The organism is Pseudomonas sp. LRP2-20, from assembly GCF_024349685.1.
Classification (GTDB): domain Bacteria; phylum Pseudomonadota; class Gammaproteobacteria; order Pseudomonadales; family Pseudomonadaceae; genus Aquipseudomonas.
In genome coordinates this window covers 1,663,493-1,681,704 of the sequence record NZ_AP025944.1, presented here as the reverse complement: position 1 = coordinate 1,681,704, position 18,212 = coordinate 1,663,493, and the positions used below count along the sequence as shown (strand labels likewise).

16 protein-coding genes are annotated in these 18,212 nt (G+C 62.0%); all 16 read right to left on the bottom strand.

Annotated features, from left to right (window positions below):
* Positions 1 to 8: 8 nt before the first annotated feature.
* Entirely contained in the window at positions 9 to 314 is a 306-nt protein-coding gene (locus OCX61_RS07335) for an STAS domain-containing protein (protein WP_110636523.1), read from the bottom strand.
* A gap of 187 nt (positions 315 to 501) precedes the next feature.
* Complete coding sequence (gene fliJ, locus OCX61_RS07330; protein WP_261943211.1) at positions 502 to 954, bottom strand: flagellar export protein FliJ; 453 nt, start codon at positions 952 to 954, stop codon at positions 502 to 504.
* 6 nt (positions 955 to 960) lie between these two features.
* Positions 961 to 2,319: a flagellar protein export ATPase FliI gene (gene fliI / locus OCX61_RS07325; RefSeq protein WP_261943210.1), complete on the bottom strand. Its 1,359-nt coding sequence runs from the start codon at positions 2,317 to 2,319 to the stop codon at positions 961 to 963.
* The gene (gene fliH, locus OCX61_RS07320; RefSeq protein ID WP_261943209.1) at positions 2,309 to 3,073 is read right to left on the bottom strand and encodes a flagellar assembly protein FliH; all 765 of its coding nucleotides are present in this window, start codon (positions 3,071 to 3,073) and stop codon (positions 2,309 to 2,311) included. The genes fliI and fliH overlap by 11 nt, the downstream gene beginning before the upstream one ends.
* Positions 3,074 to 3,214: 141 nt before the next feature.
* Positions 3,215 to 4,234 carry a flagellar motor switch protein FliG gene (gene fliG, locus OCX61_RS07315; protein WP_054887156.1) on the bottom strand — a complete coding sequence of 340 codons (1,020 nt, stop codon included), beginning with the start codon at positions 4,232 to 4,234 and terminating at the stop codon, positions 3,215 to 3,217.
* The gene (gene fliF, locus OCX61_RS07310; RefSeq protein WP_261943208.1) at positions 4,227 to 6,002 is read right to left on the bottom strand and encodes a flagellar basal-body MS-ring/collar protein FliF; all 1,776 of its coding nucleotides are present in this window, start codon (positions 6,000 to 6,002) and stop codon (positions 4,227 to 4,229) included. Before fliF ends, fliG begins: the two co-directional genes overlap by 8 nt.
* Positions 6,003 to 6,017: 15 nt before the next feature.
* Complete coding sequence (gene fliE / locus OCX61_RS07305) at positions 6,018 to 6,350, bottom strand: flagellar hook-basal body complex protein FliE (protein ID WP_060508304.1); 333 nt, start codon at positions 6,348 to 6,350, stop codon at positions 6,018 to 6,020.
* A gap of 106 nt (positions 6,351 to 6,456) precedes the next feature.
* The gene (locus OCX61_RS07300; RefSeq protein WP_261943207.1) at positions 6,457 to 7,833 is read right to left on the bottom strand and encodes a sigma-54-dependent transcriptional regulator; all 1,377 of its coding nucleotides are present in this window, start codon (positions 7,831 to 7,833) and stop codon (positions 6,457 to 6,459) included.
* Positions 7,833 to 9,050 (bottom strand): sensor histidine kinase, encoded by a 1,218-nt coding sequence (locus OCX61_RS07295; protein ID WP_261943206.1) that lies wholly within the window; start codon positions 9,048 to 9,050, stop codon positions 7,833 to 7,835. Before OCX61_RS07295 ends, OCX61_RS07300 begins: the two co-directional genes overlap by 1 nt.
* 168 nt (positions 9,051 to 9,218) lie before the next feature.
* Positions 9,219 to 10,694, bottom strand: a complete 1,476-nt coding sequence (fleQ, locus tag OCX61_RS07290; RefSeq protein ID WP_261943205.1) for a transcriptional regulator FleQ — start codon at positions 10,692 to 10,694, stop codon at positions 9,219 to 9,221.
* Positions 10,695 to 10,861: 167 nt separating this feature from the next.
* Positions 10,862 to 11,158, bottom strand: a complete 297-nt coding sequence (gene fliT, locus OCX61_RS07285; RefSeq protein ID WP_261943204.1) for a flagellar protein FliT — start codon at positions 11,156 to 11,158, stop codon at positions 10,862 to 10,864.
* A gap of 16 nt (positions 11,159 to 11,174) precedes the next feature.
* Positions 11,175 to 11,570: a flagellar export chaperone FliS gene (fliS, locus tag OCX61_RS07280; RefSeq protein ID WP_261943203.1), complete on the bottom strand. Its 396-nt coding sequence runs from the start codon at positions 11,568 to 11,570 to the stop codon at positions 11,175 to 11,177.
* 133 nt (positions 11,571 to 11,703) lie between these two features.
* Entirely contained in the window at positions 11,704 to 13,101 is a 1,398-nt protein-coding gene (fliD, locus tag OCX61_RS07275; RefSeq protein ID WP_261943202.1) for a flagellar filament capping protein FliD, read from the bottom strand.
* A gap of 78 nt (positions 13,102 to 13,179) precedes the next feature.
* Positions 13,180 to 13,539 carry a flagellar protein FlaG gene (locus tag OCX61_RS07270; protein ID WP_261943201.1) on the bottom strand — a complete coding sequence of 120 codons (360 nt, stop codon included), beginning with the start codon at positions 13,537 to 13,539 and terminating at the stop codon, positions 13,180 to 13,182.
* A gap of 69 nt (positions 13,540 to 13,608) precedes the next feature.
* Complete coding sequence (locus OCX61_RS07265) at positions 13,609 to 14,451, bottom strand: flagellin domain-containing protein (protein ID WP_261943200.1); 843 nt, start codon at positions 14,449 to 14,451, stop codon at positions 13,609 to 13,611.
* A 185-nt stretch (positions 14,452 to 14,636) separates the two neighbouring features.
* Complete coding sequence (locus OCX61_RS07260; protein WP_261943199.1) at positions 14,637 to 18,128, bottom strand: glycosyltransferase; 3,492 nt, start codon at positions 18,126 to 18,128, stop codon at positions 14,637 to 14,639.
* Positions 18,129 to 18,212 lie beyond the last annotated feature (84 nt).

Sequence of the window (18,212 nt, the reverse complement as noted above, 5' to 3'; positions counted from 1 at the left end):
CTGGGCGTTCAACTGATATCGAACAGTTTTTCGAAATTGGAAATCGCCAGGATCTTGCGCACGTCGGAGCTGGCATGTACCACGCGAACGTCCGAGTCGTCACCGCCGGCATGGTCACGTAGCAACAGCAGCATGCCCAGCGCGGAGCTGTCCAGATAGGTGGCGTCCTTCAGGTCGACCACCACCGAGTCGGGTCTTTTAGGCTGGCGTTCGTAGGCATCACGAAATTCCTGATGCTTGCCAAAATCGAAGCGCCCCTTGACCTTGATCGTGAGCTTTTTGCCGTCCTGCGAAAAGTCTGTCTCGACTGCCATGCTAGCGATTCCTTCGATGATGGCGAATGCAACTCTTCAAGGTTTAGCAGCCAGTGGCCGGACTATCAAGGCAAGCCTGTGCCGGCCTCTTCGCGGGTCAAGCCCGCTCCCACAGTGATCACCACAATCTCAAGCATTGCGTGGTCCCTGTGGGAGCGGGCTTGCCCCGCGAAGAGGCCGGCACAGGTTACAAATGACCTTGCCGCGGCAAGCGCTGCGACAGCTCGTCCAGCAAACGCTGCTCGCGCTTGTCTTCGGCCCGCCGTGCCTCCTCCATGTACCGCTGCACCAGCTTGCGCAGCCCTTCCACCCGGGCATAGGCCTGCTGCCAGGTGCCACGGGCATTCTTCAGGTTGTTCTCATGCCAGGCCAGGCTCTGGCGCTGCTGGGTCATGGCCGTTTCCAGCTGGGCCAGAAAGCGCTGGTAGTTGAGCAGCCAGCTGCCGTTCACGCCCTGCCCGCCGCGGTTGATCCACTGCGCCTGATACCCTTCGCGGAACGACTCCAGCTCTGCCAGCTTGGCCTGGGCCTGAACCACTTGCTGCTGGAACTGCCCCACGCGCTGGGCGGCCTTGCGCTCAGCCTCTTCGGCCATGTCGACCACAGGGGCCAGGCGGGCAGCGCGACCGGGCAGGCTCATGACCTATCAGCCTTTCGCCGGCGGCGTGAAGATCGCCCCCAGCTCGGTGCGGCTCTGGCCCATGCCGACATTTTCGTCCAGCCCCTGGCGCAGGAAGTCCACCAGCCGCGGCTGCAAGGCAATCGCCAGGTCGGTTTCCGGGTCGCCACCGGCCACATAGGCGCCCACGCTGATCAGGTCGCGACTCTGCGACAGCCTTGACCACAGTTGCTTGAATTTCTGTGCCTGGCGCAAGTGGTCGGCATCCACCACCTGCGGCATGACCCGGCTGATCGAAGCTTCGATGTCGATCGCCGGATAATGCCCCTCCTCGGCCAGGCGCCGGGACAACACGAAGTGGCCGTCGAGCACACCCCGCGCCGAGTCGGCGATCGGGTCCTGCTGGTCGTCACCCTCGGACAGCACGGTGTAAAAGGCTGTAATCGAACCACCACCGGGCTCGCCGTTACCAGCGCGCTCCACCAGCTTGGGCAGCTTGGCGAACACCGACGGCGGATAGCCGCGGGTAGCCGGTGGCTCACCGATGGCCAGGGCGATTTCGCGCTGAGCCTGGGCAAAACGGGTCAGCGAATCCATCAGCAGCAGGACGTTCTTGCCCTTGTCGCGGAAGTATTCGGCAATGCGCGTGCAGTACATGGCCGCGCGCAAACGCATCAGCGGCGCATCGTCAGCGGGCGATGCCACGACCACCGAGCGCTTGAGCCCCTCCTCGCCGAGGATGTGCTCGATGAATTCCTTGACCTCGCGGCCCCGCTCGCCAATCAGGCCGACGACGATGATGTCCGCTTCGGTGAAGCGGGTCATCATGCCCAGCAACACCGATTTACCGACGCCAGTGCCGGCGAACAGGCCCAGGCGCTGGCCACGGCCGACGGTGAGCAGACCATTGATGCTGCGAATACCGACGTCCAGCGGCTTGCTGATCGGATCACGGTTGAGCGGGTTGATGATCGGCCCGTCCATCGGCACCCAGTCTTCTGCGCGCATGCCGCCCTTGCCGTCGAGGGCGCGCCCGGCACCGTCGAGCACCCGGCCAAGCATGCTCATGCCCATGGGCAGGCGCCCACTGTCGTCCAGCGGCACCACGCGCGCGCCCGGCGCGATGCCAGCGATGCTGCCCACCGGCATCAGGAACACCTTGTTGCCGGCAAAGCCCATCACCTCGGCCTCGACCTGCACCGGGTGGTAGCTGTCGTCGTTGATCACCAGGCAACGCCCGCCTACCGCGGCGCGCAGGCCTTCGGCTTCGAGGGTAAGGCCGACCATGCGCAGCAGGCGGCCTTCGACCACCGGTTGCACCGGCAGCGCGATCGCCTCGGCGTAACCGCCCAGGCGCTTGCCGAAGCTGGTGCGGTCAAGGCGCATCGCTGGTGTCCAGTTCCACCGACATGTCCGCAGCCGCCGGGTGCAGGGCTTGGTCATGCAACTGGTCGAACAATTGCGCCACGGCTTTTTCGATGCGAGTTTCCATGGTCGCATCGATGCGGCTGTGGAGGGTCTCGATCCGGCAGCCACCTGGCAGCAGGGCTTCGTCTTCGAGTAGTTTCCAGCTCTCCTCATGGCGTTCGCGCAGGGCCTTGGCCAGCTCGAAATCCTGCGGGTTGAGGTGGATGCGGATGTTGTCGGCGCCCATCGGCAGCAGCTTCAGCGCCTCGCGCAGCACCTGGGTGATCTGGCTGGAATCGCTGCGCAGTTCGCGGCCGATGACCTGGCGCGCCATGTGCGCAACCAGATGCACCACACTGCGTTCGATCTGCGTGTCCTGCTCGGCGATCGGCTCGAGCAGGTGGCCCATCAGTTGCTCCAGGCTGGCCAGCTTGATGGCCAGTGCCTCCTCGGCCTCCTGGCGCACCTTCAGCTGGGTACTGTGGAAGCCCTCGCGCTCGCCAGTGGCGAAGCCTTCGTTGTAGGCCTCCTGGCGGATCGCCTCGAGTTCTTCGAGGGTCAACGGCTGGACTTCCTCCAGCGGTACTTCCTCGACCTCTTCCTCGACGACTTCCGGCTCCGGCTCGGGTTGCGGCTCTGGCTCCGGGTCGAAGCTGGGCAGCGCCCAGACGTCGACGCCCTCGAGGTCGCGGGCGCGGATCAGGTCACTGGGATGGGATTCTTTGGTGGGCATGTTCTCAGCTACTCAACAACGACCGATGCAGTCCCGTGGGAGCGGGCTTGCCCGCGAAGCAGGCACCGCGGTGAATGGCACCGGCTTCGCCGGTGTTCGCGGGCAAGCCCGCTCCCACAGTGGGTTCGTGTCGCCTGTGGATCAGATCATTTCCTCGGCACCCTTGCCGCCGAGCACGATCTCGCCGGCCTCTGCCATGCGGCGGGCGATGGTGAGGATTTCCTTCTGCGCCGTTTCCACGTCGCTGACGCGCACCGGGCCCTTGGCCTCGAGGTCGTCGCGCAGCAGCTCGGAGGCACGCTTGGACATGTTCTTGAAGATCTTGTCCTTGACCCGCTCGTCGGCGCCCTTGAGCGACACCACCAGCACGTCGGACGACACTTCACGCAGCAGCGCCTGGATACCGCGATCGTCGACGTCGGCCAGGTTGTTGAAGACGAACATCAGGTCTTCGATCTGTTCCGACAGGTCGCTGTCGATCTCGCGGATCGCATCCATCAGCGCACCCTCCACGGAACTGTCGAGGAAGTTCATGATATCGGCGGCGCGCTTGATGCCGCCCAGGGTGGTGCGCGCAGCATTGGAGTTGCCCGAGAACTGCTTCTCGAGGATCTGGTTCAGCTCCTTGAGCGCCGCCGGTTGCACGGTGTTGAGCGACGACACGCGCAGGACGATGTCCAGGCGCACCTTGTGGTCGAAGTTGCTCAGCACCTCACCCGCCTGGTCGGGGTCGAGGTAGGCCACCACGATGGCCTGGATCTGCGGGTGCTCGTAGCGGATCACATCGGCCACGGCGCGCGGCTCCATCCACTTGAGGCTGTCCAGGCCGCTGGTGTTGCCACCGAGCAGGATGCGGTCGACCAGGCCGTTGGCCTTGTCCTCGCCCAGGGCCTGGTTGAGCATCTTGCGGATGTAGGCATCAGAGCCCACGCCCAGGCTGGTCTGGTCGCCGACGATCTCGACGAACTCGCTCATCACCTGCTCGACCTGCTCGCGGTGCACGGTCCCCATCTGCGCCATGGCCACACCGACCCGCTGCACCTCTTTCGGGCCCATGTGCCGCAGTACTTGCGCAGCATCGGTCTCACCGAGCGACAGCAGCAGGATCGCGGCCTTGTCGACACGGCTCAGCTTGGCGGTAATGGCTCGATTGTCACTCATCGGCGTTGATCCACTCTTTGACGACCTGGGCTACGCGGCCCGGGTCTTCGGCCACCAGGCCTTTGATTGCGTTGAGCTGTGCTTCGTAACCCTCGGTAGGGCTCGGCAACAGAATGCTTGACGGGCCACCGAGGCTGACACGGTCGTTGGCCAGCTCGCCATCCAGACCGATCATCCCGCCCAGTTCCATATCGCTGTCCGCAGCAGCCTGCTTGCCGCCACCGGTGATGTTGTTGAGCACTGGACGCAGCACGCCGAACACCAGCACCAGGATGAACAGCACGCCCAGCACCTGCTTGACGATGTCCCAGAACCACGGCTGCTGGTAGAACGCGATATCGGCGATCTCTTCACCACGGTCGGCGGCGAACGGCACGTTGATCACCGTCACGCTGTCGCCACGGCTGGCATCGAAGCCCACCGCGTCCTGCACCAGGCGCGTGAAGCGGGCCAGGTCTTCAGCCCCCCAAGGGGCACGGGTGGTTTCGCCATTGGCATCGACCTTGACCTGGTCGTCGACCACCACCGCCACCGACAGGCGGGTCAGGCGACCCTGCTGCTGGCGGGTATGGCTGATCGAACGGTCCAGCTCGAAGTTCTTGGTGGTCTGCTCACGCTTGTCCGATGGATACGGCGCAAGCATTGGCTGGCCGGTGGCCGGGTCCATGATCTGCTGGCCGTTGGCATCCACCAGCGGCTGGCCTGGCTGGATCGCAGCGGCCGACCCGGCAGCACCACCGGTGGTTTGCGGCGCCGACGCCGGGCCAGGCGGCTGGTTGCTCAGCGCACCCGGAACGCCCTGCGGGCCTTGGCTGCTGGCACGTTGTTCATTGACCGCCTGCTCGCTGCGCAGTGCCGGTTGGTCCGGGTTGAACTGCTCGGAGGTCGACTCGACCGCACTGAAGTCCAGGTCGGCGGACACCTCTGCCTTGTAGCGGTCATTGCCCAGCACCGGCTGCAGGATGTTGTGCACACGCTGGGTGAGCATGCCTTCCATGCGGCGGCTGTAGTCGAACTGCTTGCCGGCCATGGTCAGCGCAGTGTCCTGCACCTGCTCCGAGAGCAGGTTGCCGCGCTGGTCGACCACGGTGACTTGCGACTTGTCCAGCTCGGGCACACTGGTCGCCACCAGGTTGACGATGGCCATTACCTGACCGGCTTCCAGCGAACGGCCCGGGTACAGCTCGACCAGCACCGAAGCGCTTGGCTTGCGCTCATCACGCACGAACACCGAGCTTTTCGGGATCGCCAGGTGCACGCGGGCAGCCTTGACGTTGTTCAGGCTGGAAACGGTACGCGCCAGCTCACCTTCCAGGCCACGACGATAGCGGGTGGCCTCCATGAACTGGCTGGTGCCCAGCCCTTGCTCTTTATCGAGCAACTCGAAGCCGACATTGCCATCGCTCGGCGCCACGCCGGCGGCCGCCAGCTTCAGGCGCGCACGGGAGAGGTCGTCGGCCTTGACCAGCAGAGCACCGGAGTTGGGCTCGACATGATAGGGAATGTCTGCGGAGGCCAGGGTATCCATGACCTGCTTGGTGTCCATGCCGGCCAGACTGCCGTACAGCGGCCGGTAATCGGGCTGCTGCGACCACAGCACCACGGCGAAGCCAATCGCCACGCTCGCTGCCAGCCCGACCAGCAGGCCGACCTGACGCAGCATGGGCATCTGCGAGATGTTTTCCAGGAACGCCATGTTCAACAGCGCCGGCTTGGAAGCTGGCGCTCCGCTCTTGGCGGGGGCGTTATCGACGACTGCATCAGCCATGACTTACTTCCGTCCTCAAACCGGCATCTGCATGATGTCCTGATACGCCTGGACCAGCTTGTTGCGCACCTGGGTCAATGCCTGCATGGACACGCTGGCTTTCTGCGAGGCGATCATCACGTCAGTCAGGTCGACGCCGCTCTTGCCGATCTCGAAGGCATTGGCCAGCTGGGTCGACGCCTGCTGGGTCTCGTTGACCTTGCCGATGGCCTGGCCGAGCATGTCGGCAAAGGTGCTTTGGCCAGGCGCCAGCTCGGGGGCGACAGTGGCTTTGGGCAGCGACATGGCATCGGCCTGCATGGCCCGCATGTCCAACATCAGACGATTGAATTCAACACCTTGGCTCATGACCTTCTCTCTCCGGCGGCCGCATTTTTTTGACACTCATGCGGCGGATAGCCCTGAACTAGCAACACGTGTGCCAGCCCGCACCGCAAACATATAAATGAGTGCTTCAGCCGAACAGGCTGGCTTCCACGTCGAGCCCGGCATCACGCATCTGCGCCAGTTTGTAGCGCAATGTACGCGGGCTGATGCCCAGCTTTTCGGCAGCTTCCTTGCGCCGCCCACGCTCGGCACGCAAGGTGTCGATGATCATCTGGAATTCATGACGACGCATATCGTCGCCCAGGCCACCCGAATCAACTACCACTTCCGCAGATGATGGCGATATAGTAGCAATCGCCCCGGCCGACAATGGAATGGCGCCAGCCAGACAAAAATCCGCCGCCTCGATCATCCCGCCCTGCTGCAGGATCAACGCCCGCTGCAAGGCGTTGTCCAGCTCGCGCACATTGCCCGGCCAGGCATGCGCCTGCAGGCACGCGCGCGCCTCGGCAGACAAGCGCACCGGCGCGTGCTTCATCTTCGCCACGTGGCGCGCCAGCAGGCGCTCGGCCAGCGGCAGGATATCGCCACTGCGCTCGCGCAGCGGTTGCCAGGCCAGCGGGAAAACCGAAAGGCGGTAGTACAGGTCTTCACGAAAGCGCCCCGCCGCCACTTCACCTGCCATGTCGCGGTTGCTGGTGGCCAGCACCCGGATATCCAGGGCGATCGGCTTGCGCCCGCCGACCCGTTCCACCTCGCGCTCCTGCAACACGCGCAGCAGCTTGGCCTGCAGGCCAAGGGGCATCTCGGAAATCTCGTCGAGCAGCAAGGTGCCACCCTCGGCCTGCTCGAACTTGCCGGCCTGGGCGGCAATGGCGCCAGTGAAGGCCCCCTTCTCGTGGCCGAACAGCGTGGCTTCGAGCATGTTGTCCGGGATCGCCGCGCAGTTGATCGCAACGAAAGGCTGCGCCGCCCGCGGCGACTGCTGGTGGATGTAGCGCGCCAGCACTTCCTTGCCAGTACCCGACTCACCGGAAATGAGCACGGTCGAGTCGCTGCGCGCCACCCGTGCAGCCAGCTCCAGCAACTGTCGACTGGCGGGCTCGCAGGCCACCGGCCCCTCATTGTCGGTCGCCGTCAGGCGCCCGGCGGCATGGCGTTCGACCAGGCTCAGCAAGGCCTTGGGCTCGAATGGCTTGACCAGATAATCCGCAGCCCCCTGGCGCATGGCCTCCACGGCACGCTCGACGGCCGCGTGGGCAGTCATCAGCAACACCGGCAACTGAGGCTGAAGACGGCGCAACTGCGCCAGCAACTGGTGCCCATCCATACCCGGCATGTTCACGTCGCTGACCACCAGGCTGTAAGACTCGCCCTCCACTGCCTGCAGCGCCTCCTCGGCGCTACCGACCGCATCAAAGGCGAAGCCACCGATCTCCAGGGTATCGCCCAGCGCCTGGCGCAATACGCGGTCATCCTCGACCAGCAGCACCTTGATTGCCATCACACGACCTCCGTTGCCTGCCCGTCGATCAACGGCAGCTCAACCTTTACACAGGTGCCACGCCCGACCTTCGAGCGCAGCTGCAGCTTGCCCTGGTGCGCACGCACCACGGCCTTGACCACCGCCAGCCCAAGCCCGGTGCCGGTGGCCTTGGTGGTCAGGAATGGTTCACCCAGGCGCCCCAGCAGCTCGGCATCGATGCCACTGCCGGCATCGCTGATGTTCAGGTACAAGGTGCGCTCGCGGCGGAACAGGTGCACCTTGAGCCGGGCCGGGCTGTCACTGGCCTGCAAGGCGTTCTCGATCAGGTTGAGCAAGGCGCCGACCAGGGTGTCGCGGTTGCACAGCAACTCGCCCAGGTGGCTGTCGCACTGCCAGCGCACGGCATGCCCTTGCACATGGGGCTGAGCCGCTTGCTGCAGGGCCTGGAACAAAGCCTTGGGGGTCAGTCGATCACCCAGTGGCAGCTCGCCTCGGGCAAACACCAGCATGTCACGTACCTGGTGCTCCAGCTCGTGCAGGCGCTCCTTGAGGCTGCCAGCGAAGCGCTGGCGGGTTTCTGGCGCGAGCTCGCGCTCGCCATCGGCCAGGTGACTGGCATAGAGCATGGCCGCCGACAACGGCGTCCGAATCTGGTGCGCCAGCGAGGCAACCATGCGCCCCAGTGAAGACAGGCGCTCATGCCGGGCCAACTGGTCCTGCAGGCGGCGGGTTTCAGTCAGGTCGTTGAGCAGCACCAGCTGGCCGGGCTCGGCATCCAGCGAGCGGGTGGCGATGGACAGACGGCGGCCATCACGCAGCGAGACCTCATGGCCATCGTCCTTGCGCGGGGCGAAGCTGCGCGCGATCACCTGGCGCCACAGCTGGCCGACCACAGGCTCGCCGAGCATTTCGCAGGCCGCCGGATTGGCCTCGCGCACCAAGCCTTGGTCATCAATCACGATCACCCCGCCCGGCAGCAGGTCGAGCAGGTTCTGCAGGCGATTGGCCAGGCGTTCCTTTTCGTTCAGTTCGGCCATGCGCTGCGCGCCGACCACCGCCAGCTCGCCCTTGAGCTCGCTGACGCGGGCTTCGAGCATGCTGTAGGACTGGTTGAGCTGGCTGGAAACCTGATTGAACAGGGCGAACGCCTGTTCCAGCCCCTGTCGACTCTCCTGTTCGACCGGGGTACGCCCCTGCAGATCAGGGACTCGGGAAAAGTGGGCGGCCTGGGGCATCGTGCTCTCTCGCGTGGCTGACCGTCATAAAAACGGTGTGGTGCCAGCGGTGTAGCAATAGGCGTGCCGGGGATGGGGGATTGCTCGAGGGTGATCAGTTCGAGCCCTGTGGTGTGGCGTATATCGAGCGCCAACATCAACCTCAAGGCATACACCCCAAAAGCGCAATCAGTCTTCTGCCTGGTCCTCGCCGCCCTGGCGACTCATGCCGTACTTGCGCATCTTCTCGACCAGGGTGGTACGGCGAATACGCAAACGTTCAGCCGCCCGCGCAACGATACCGTTGGCATCGTCCAGCGCCTGCTGGATCAGGCCCTGCTCAAGACTGCCGAGGTAGTCCTTCAGGTCCAGGCCTTCCGGCGGCAACATCGCATGGTTGCTGAAGTTCGGCGTGTGACCATTGATCGCCACGCGCTCTTCGAGGTCGCTGCGCAAGCTGTCGACCAGCTGCTCATCCTCGTCATCGATATAACGGAACTTCTTCGGCAGCTCCGACACCCCGATCACCCCATACGGGTGCATGATCGCCATGCGCTCGACCAGGTTGGCCAGCTCGCGGACGTTGCCCGGCCAGCCGTGGCGGCAGAGCGACATGATCGCCGCCGAATTGAAACGGATCGAGCCGCGCTTCTCGTGCTCCATGCGCGAGATCAGCTCGTTCATCAACAGCGGGATGTCCTCCACGCGCTCGCGCAGTGGCGCCATCTCGATCGGGAACACATTGAGCCGGTAATACAGGTCTTCGCGGAACGTCCCATCCTCGATCATGGTTTCGAGGTTCTTGTGGGTCGCGGCGATGATGCGTACGTCGATGCTCTGGGTCTTGTTGCTGCCCACGCGCTCGAACGTGCGCTCCTGCAGCACACGCAGCAGCTTGACCTGCATCGGCAGCGGCATGTCACCGATTTCGTCGAGGAACAGGGTACCGCCGTTGGCCAGCTCGAAGCGCCCGGCACGGCTGGTGATGGCACCGGTGAAGGCGCCTTTCTCGTGGCCGAACAGCTCGCTTTCGAGCAACTCGGCCGGGATCGCCCCGCAGTTGACCGGCACGAACGGCGCTTCGCGGCGCTTGGAATGGTAGTGCAGGTTGCGCGCCACCACTTCCTTGCCGGTGCCGGACTCACCGAGGATCAGCACGCTGGCGTCGGTATCGGCCACCTGCTGCATCATCTGCCGCACATGCTGGATGGCACGGCTGGTGCCGACCAGGCTGCGGAACAGGTTCGGCTCGCGTTGACGACCGCGCTCGCGGGCCTGGTCGTACATCTCGCGGTAGACCTGGGCACGGTGCAGCGAATCGAGCAGCTGGCTGTAGCTCGGCGGCATCTCGAGGTTGGACAGCACCCGACGACGCAACTCTTCCGGGAAGTCCGCCGAAGAAATTTCACCAATCAGCAGAACCGGAAGGAACTCATCCCACGCAGCCACTGTCTTAAGCAACCCAAGCACACTGCCTGGAGCATTGACAGTACCGATCAGCACGCATAGCACTTCGCGACTCGAAGACAGCCCCCCTACGACTTGCTGCCAGTCCTGGCTGGAGCATGGGAGGTTTTCTTCGCCGAGAAAGTTCAGGACCACCGCCAGATCGCGGCGGCGGGCGCTGTCGTCATCGATCAGGAGAATCTTGGTTTCACGCCACATGCAATAGCAACTTCCCTAGTCATATCGGCGCCCCTCTCAGGGCATGCTCGACATCTCCGACTGAATGGTCAGTGTTCGGACGTCTGAAATTCGAAAACAGCCACTAGTAAAGTCAAAAAAACCTATGCAGTCAAATTAATGGCGCACGGCTTTTTGCGAATCTGTGGTCAAGTGAACAGATGGTATACCTTGGCGGCGTTTTTCGCCTGACGGATTTGCATCATCTCGTCGACTATTGATTGACGCTCGCCACTTGCAACGTCAATCAGTTGCCGGTAAACGACCAGCAACTGCTCAAGACTGTCGCGTACATCGGCTTCCTGGCCGTGCGCCTCGCCTAGTAAATCATTGATACGCAGGCGGCAATCCAGATCCAGTTCACCCACGGCATCCCAGTCGCGCTTCTCCAGTGCCGTCAGCAACAACTGGCGGGTCTGTTCGATTCGGGCGATTACATCGCTCATGGCATCCTCTCCTGGCTCAGGAAGCCGACGTCTGCTCGCCGATGGCGTCCCAACCTTCCTTGACGGTAATCAGCAGGCGCGCCACCTCATCGATGATGGCCGGGTCGCTCTTGGCGTTGGCTTCGATCAGGCGGCGGCTCATGTAGGTGTACAGGCTGTCCAGTTCGGCCAGGCTGTCGGCGTGGTTTTCCAGATCCAGGCCCTCGCGCAGGCCGCCAATGATGTCGATGGCCTTGCCGATCAGGATGCCTTTCTGGGCGATATCGTTGCGCGCAATCGCACCCTTGGCCTGAGCCATTCGGTCAAGCCCGCCCTGCATGAGCATCTGCACCAGACGGTGAGGGCTGGCTTCGGATGTCTGGGCCACGCCGTTGACTTTCTGGTATTGCCGAAGGGCCAACATCGGGTTCATGGATCTACCTCGTTGCTGCGAAAAAGGTTGCTTGTACCCTGTGTATCGCCGAGACGTCAAAAAACTTTAGAAGAAAAGCAAAAAACCCGGGGCATCCAGAGGATGCCGCCGGGCTTTTGGCAGGATCAGACGATCAGGACTTCTTGGCCTGGGCGTTGATGGCCTCGAAGATCGAGGTGATCTGGTCGGCCTGGGCCTTCATCTTGCCCAGGGCAGTGTCGAGAGCAACGTACTTCTTGGTCAGCGACTCGGTTAATGAATCAGTACGCCGATCAAGCGCCGCCTGCTGCTCGGCCAGATTGGCAGCAACCTTGTCCAGGCTCGCTTTGCGGGTAGCCAGGGAACCGTCCGTGGAGTTGTAGGGTTCGATCGCCTTGTTCATGCGCTCGAAAATACCCCCGGTCCCGGTGAACAGGTCCTGCACCTCACCACCAAGCTTCTTGTCGTTCATCGCTGCGGTGAACTTGGTGCTATTGAACTCCAACGTACCATCGCGCTGGGTATTGATACCCAGCTGGCTCAACGTAGTCAGCCGATCCCCTGCCCCCACTTCCGAGAGAACTCCACGGACATCACCCAGCAGCGAACGCGTGGTCGGATCGTTGGTCAGCGAACCCAGCACCGTGTTGCCATCCTCATCCTTGGAGGTACTGGTGAGCGAGGTGACGGCTTTCTGCAAGGTATTGAAAGCATCGACGAACGCTTGAATGGACGTTTTCAGGCCATCGTTGTTCGCCGCAACCGTCACCTTGGTGGTCACGCCGGTGGCACTGGCACCATTGAGGTCGAGCTTGATGCCGCTGATGGCGTCACTGACGGTATTGGAAGCACTCTTGACCTCCAGGCCATCGATCAACACCACGGCATCCTTGGCAACTGCAGTGATGTAGCCTGCGCCGTTATCAGCCATGGACTTGGTACCGTCGATGTCCAACCCCAGCCCACTGACGGAAATGTCGGTATTGGCACCGGTAGTGGTCGAGCCCAGCACCAGGCGGGCACCATCCTCACCGGTGACGATGTTGGCGGAAAAGCCACTGCCACCGAGCTCTTTGTTGATCTGGTCACGGACCGTTTGCAGCGTAGCGTTGGCCCCCACTTTGACAGTGTAGTCCTTGCCACCCTGACTGATGACCAGATCGCCTTCCGGAATGCTCGTACTGGCGCCGGCGGCAAATGCCTGGCTCGCCACCTTGGAGCTGGTCGCGAGGTTCTTCACCTCGATGTTATAGGTACCCGCCACGGCGGTGTTACTGGCAGTGGCCTTGACTATCGAGTCACTGGCCGACGTGGCGGCATAGGCGTTGAAAGAAGGAGAAGCCTGGTCGTTGAGTTTGCTCATCGCCGTGGTGAAGGTGGTGAGCGCACTGCGCAGCGCACCAACCCCGGAAATGTACGCGGTATTGTTCGCGGTCTGCCGAGTGATCTGCGCCTGCTTGGCGGCAGTATCCGACTTGACCAGAACGCTCACGATATCGGTAATGTTAAGACCAGACCCCAGGCCAGTGCTGGAAGTAAGCGGGCTTGCCATGTTGTTGTCCCTCTCTTCAACGCGTCAGCCCGCTCCTGCGGGACCGACATGCTTCGCTTCATTGGTGTTCGCCGCCGGTCACACCTTGGCGTCGAACAGAACACTTTTGACATCGCTCAGACTGTGGGCGATCCGCAAGGCCTCCTCGGAAGGCAATTGCCGAATCAACTCACCACTGTCGGTCGCGATGACCTTGACCACGATCTTGCCGGATTCTTCATCCGTGGAAAACTCCAGATTGCGCTGAGACGCTTTCAGGAATTTTTCGATCTCCGAAACGGCATTCTTGACCTTGTCAGCCTGCTGCACTGACGAAGCGTCTTTGCTGTCGTCCTCGAGTTTCGCTTGCTCCGCCGACCGCACAACCGGTTTTTCGGCGACCTGCTCGGCCGGGCGTGCGGCCGGGTAAGACAGGTTCAGCTTCACGCTCATGTCCATGTCTACCACCTCGCAATGAAAAAGCGGGGAAGTGCGGCACGCGCACTCCCCCGCCGGCAACTAGGCAGATTAACCCAGCAGCTTCAGTACTGCCGACGGCAGCTGGTTGGCCTGGGCCAGAACCGAAGTCGAAGCCTGCTGCAGGGTCTGCTGCTTGGTCAGCTGAGCAGTTTCAGCAGCGAAGTCGGTGTCTTGAACGCGGCTGCGGGCAGCCTCGGCGTTTTCGTTGATGTTCTGCAGGTTGTTGATGGTGCTGGTCAGACGGTTTTGCACCGCACCCAGGTCGGCGCGCTGGGTGTTGATGCTTTGCAGAGCAGCGTCGATGGCGTCGACAGCGGCGCTGAAGTTGCCGCCGATGGTGGCATCGGTGCCGGAGATTGCGATGCTGCCGCTGTCAACCGACAGGGTGGCGGCGGTCAGGTCTGCCAGGGTGATGGAGATCTGGTTCTCGGAACCGGTGTTGGAGCCCACCTGGAACGACATGGTGGCGCTGGTGTTCAGCAGGTTCTTGCCGTTCAGCTGAGTGCTGTTGGCAATACGGGTCAGTTCGTCCGACATCGAAGCGAACTCTTTGTTCAGGGCGTTACGGTCTTCATCGCTGTTCGACGAGTTGTTGGCCTGAACAGCCAGTTCACGCATACGCTGCAGAATGTTGGTCTGCTCTTGCATCGCGCCTTCAGCGGTCTGGGCAATCGAGATACCGTCGTTGGCGTTTTTGATCGCCATGGTCTGACCACGGATCTGCGAGGTCATGCGGGTAGCGATCTGCAGGCCAGCAGCGTCGTCTTTGGCGCTGTTGATTTTCAAGCCGGAAGACAGACGGGTCATCGAAGTCGACAGTGCATCGGAAGCGCGGTTCAGGTTCTTCTGAACGCCCAGCGAAGTGGTGTTGGTGTTAACGGTCAAAGCCATGACGAAATCCTCGTTGGTTGGGTACTACGGCTTCCGGCCCTGGCATCCGCCGGTTGTGGCCTAGAGAACCTTCGTAATGGTTATCGTCGGGCTGGCAAGTTGCTTTAGGCCTTTTTTCAAAAAAAGTTGATGGCACCTTGCCAGCCCAATGAAAACAACGCGTTGCCCCTGATCAGGCCTGCCGATTACCGCGCCCAGCCCATCGCCCATTGCGCCACACTGTTGTGGTCGAACAACCAATCCCGCCTTACCTGATCCCGCAACCTGCTAGCCTGAAGCATTGACGCATGCGGGTCTGCCAGATGACGCTCGATCGCCTGTAACCAGTGCTCAAGGCTATTTTCCACCCGACAGAGGTCAAGATCGTTCCGGTACGCCGGGGAGTCACTGCAAATGACCGCGTACCCGCAAGCGCCATAGCGCAACAACGACAGCGGCGTCCGACAGCTATCCAGACCACTCATGCCGAGCGGTGCCAGCACCAGATTCAGACTCAGCTCGACCAGGCGCTGAGGGTCAGTGTCCACCCCTCCCTCATGTACTTCGCTCGCCACCGCCCGCAAAGGCTCGGGCACATCACCCCACAGTACCCATTCAACGCGGTCGGACAGGCGCTGCACGATGGCCTCCAGCAGTTGCGCGTCGAGGCTGGTCGAAGGCTCGAATAGACACCCGATTCGCGGTTTTCCTGTTTGCGATGTATAGAGCGGCAAGTCACTCCACTCCCTGCCCAGTCGCGGCTGCAGAAGGCGAACATCGGCATGCAGCGCCGCGAAAGCGTCCGCCAAAGCCTGAGTTGGAACAATGACGCAGTCAACCAGGGCGGCTGCTTCACTCAACTCAATCCAGCGCTGCTGTGGGTCGCAGCTTGCACTGGACGGAGCCTGCGAAAGGAATGCGTGCACATCCAGAATGAAAAACCCATCGCAATGGCGCCTCAAGCGACGCAAAACCTCCAGCGGCAGGCGACCAAGGTTGTCCTGAAAAATCACCACATCCGGCTTGATACGCTGCAACTCGGCAGGCGTCAGCCACTCATGGCTCAGTAATCCATCGATCATTCCTGCTTCGCAGAGTGCCTGCAGCGGCGCAGCCAACCGCGGCTCATGCACCTCACCGGAAACGGCAGTACAAGCAAGCACCACTGGTAGCGGCTGCCAAGCCAAAGGCCGCCAGTTAAGCGCAGATCGCCGTTCCAGCTCGAATGCCCCGCCCCTCAAGGCAAGGTTGGCATTGTAAGCAGGATCATTGGCCAGCACCGGCAGCCATCGATCATGAACGAGATCGTGATCGGATTCAGGAGCCTGGTCCGCCTTACCCTCCTCCTGCACCAAGGTTGCATGCGGCGTCCAGACAATCAGATAGCTCAGCTGCGCAATCTTGCAACAAAGATCCAAGCCCGCCAGAGCCCCTACAGACATTGCCGTATCCAGCCCCCCGACCGCTTCATACAACGCTTTGCGCACCATCATGCAGGAGGGCGAAACAGCGCTTAGGTTCTGCTCTACCTGCTGCCGCCCCATGAACCCAGGCTGATGACATTTCAGCCCGTCGAACGCCCCGCCGACCGTATGCTGCAAGCCAGCGATCAATCCCGTAGTAAGCACCGTGCCATTTGCCGCTACCAGCCTCCCCCCCACAACCGCCACTTCTTCACGCTTGCCGTGGTTGAGCAACTGGTCGAGCCAGTCGTCGTGAATGGCGAGGGTATTTCCCTCCAGCAGAACCAGGTAATCCCCCCTCGCCTGACCGGCTGCCTGGTTGAGTGCTGCTGCCATCCCGGCGCCAGCATTCGCCTGGACAACCTGCAGTTTTCCAGCACCGATTCCCTGCAATGCCGACATCCAGGAACGCGTTGCCGCATCTTGCAGTGGATGATCAAGCACCAGCACTTCGAAGAAGGGGTAACGTGTTTTCGCCAACACGCTTTCCAGGCAGCGCTGCAAAATGGTTAACGGATAGTCGCCGGACAAGATGATGGAGACGAAGGGTTGCTCAGGGTGCGCATAGTGAATGCGATAGTGCCGAGCGACGCCTTGCGTCACGCGCGCATCCACATAACCGCGTCGTGCCAGATGCCGTAGCAAACTCGAAAGCTCGTCGCCATTCTGCGCCCAGTCCGGCTCATCGCAGATCAGCAGTGGCTCTGCCAGATGGGTGATACCTTGCAGGCCCTGTTCTTCGATCAGACGCAAGATCAGGTCGAACTCCACCGCACCGGCAACGCTTGCATCGAAGCCACCGGCTTGCACGGCCGCTCCTCGACCCAACAACCAATGCCCGGCCATGCTCGCCGGAGCGCTCAGCAAATAGTCAAGATTCGGCCCTGGACGCAGCGCCAGCTGCAAGTCATGCCGAGTACGGTACAGCTCGTCACAGTAGATCAGACGCGCCTCACCCGCATCAGCCAACCGCTGATCCAGCATGAGCGTGCCTGACGGCAGCAGCTCGTCCCCTGCGCGCAGGATCAATAGCCAGTCGCAATCGGAACTGTCGAGTATGGAGTTCAACTGCGCAACCCAACCCGGCAGGCGGTCATTGATCTGGTGCTGCTGAATACGGCTGGTGGAAACGTCCGACCACGCCGCCAAACTCGCCAGGGTCTTGCCCAGGCCATCGCCTCCAATATCATCACCCAACACGACGATGGCAACACTGGCATGACCTGCGATGCGATTACGCTGCTGCTTCACGAGGCGTTGCTGCACGGGCGTCAGGACACGCTGAGCGAGCCAGTCCCTGACTGGTGTCTGCAATGCGCTCGGGTGAAACCACGCCTGCAGATCCGGAGCCCCCATGGGCAATACACCGCCAGAGCTGAAATAATCTGCCAGATGCAGGTCCTGGAACTGCTCAGGACGCTGCAGGCTGGCCACCTTGACGGTGCCGTTCAGCGCCGCAGGCCGCATCCAGCCCAACGCCCGGACAGCCTTGCCATAGCGCTCATAGGGGACTGCGGCGACATGCGGGGTATCACGGGCAATCTGGCTGGTCTGCAGGCTGGACACACGGAAACACGCCAAAGTGTCGGCGAGCATCAGCAGATCACCTTGGCGCAACAATTTCAGATACAGGGTTACGTCACCCAGCCACTCCATCAATTGGCCATTGATCCCCATGATGTCGGCGCCGAACGCGAGCACGTCAGCGCGTCGGCACATGACCGAAGTCGGCTCACCGATGAAGTTGTAGATATGCTGCCCAAGGAACGAGGCAAGCTCGGCCCCGTCGATGATGACGCTTTCCTTGAAAGGGAAAAGGGTTAGCAAACTCTCACCCAAAGGCTTGTCATCCGGATCGATCATCCGCCGCCTGGCCGAGGCCATCACCGCACGCGGGTGAGCTTGCAGTGCGCCCAACAATGCGCCCACGGCATTGGGCATGAGTAGATCGTCGTCATACAGAAACTTGACGTATTCACCCTGCGCCTTGCGGATACCTCGCGCCAGGTTGCCAGGCTCCAGCAAGGGCACCGAGTTGTGGTAGTAGCGGATCGGGAAACGGCTCTTGGCGCGATTGCGTTCTACGATGCTGGCAATGGCATCATTTCGACAGTCATCGCACACGACGATTTCGATGGCATCGTATTGCTGGAGCATGGCGCTCATCAGCGCCTTTTCAAAGAACTGCGGCTTGTAGGCCGGGATCACAATACTGACCAGTACTGGAAGGCTCATCTAACGTCCTGAAAGAAGGTAATAATGTGATCGGTGCCATTGACGCTCATCCTGAGCGTCAAATGACAGCATTGGGGCCGAGAA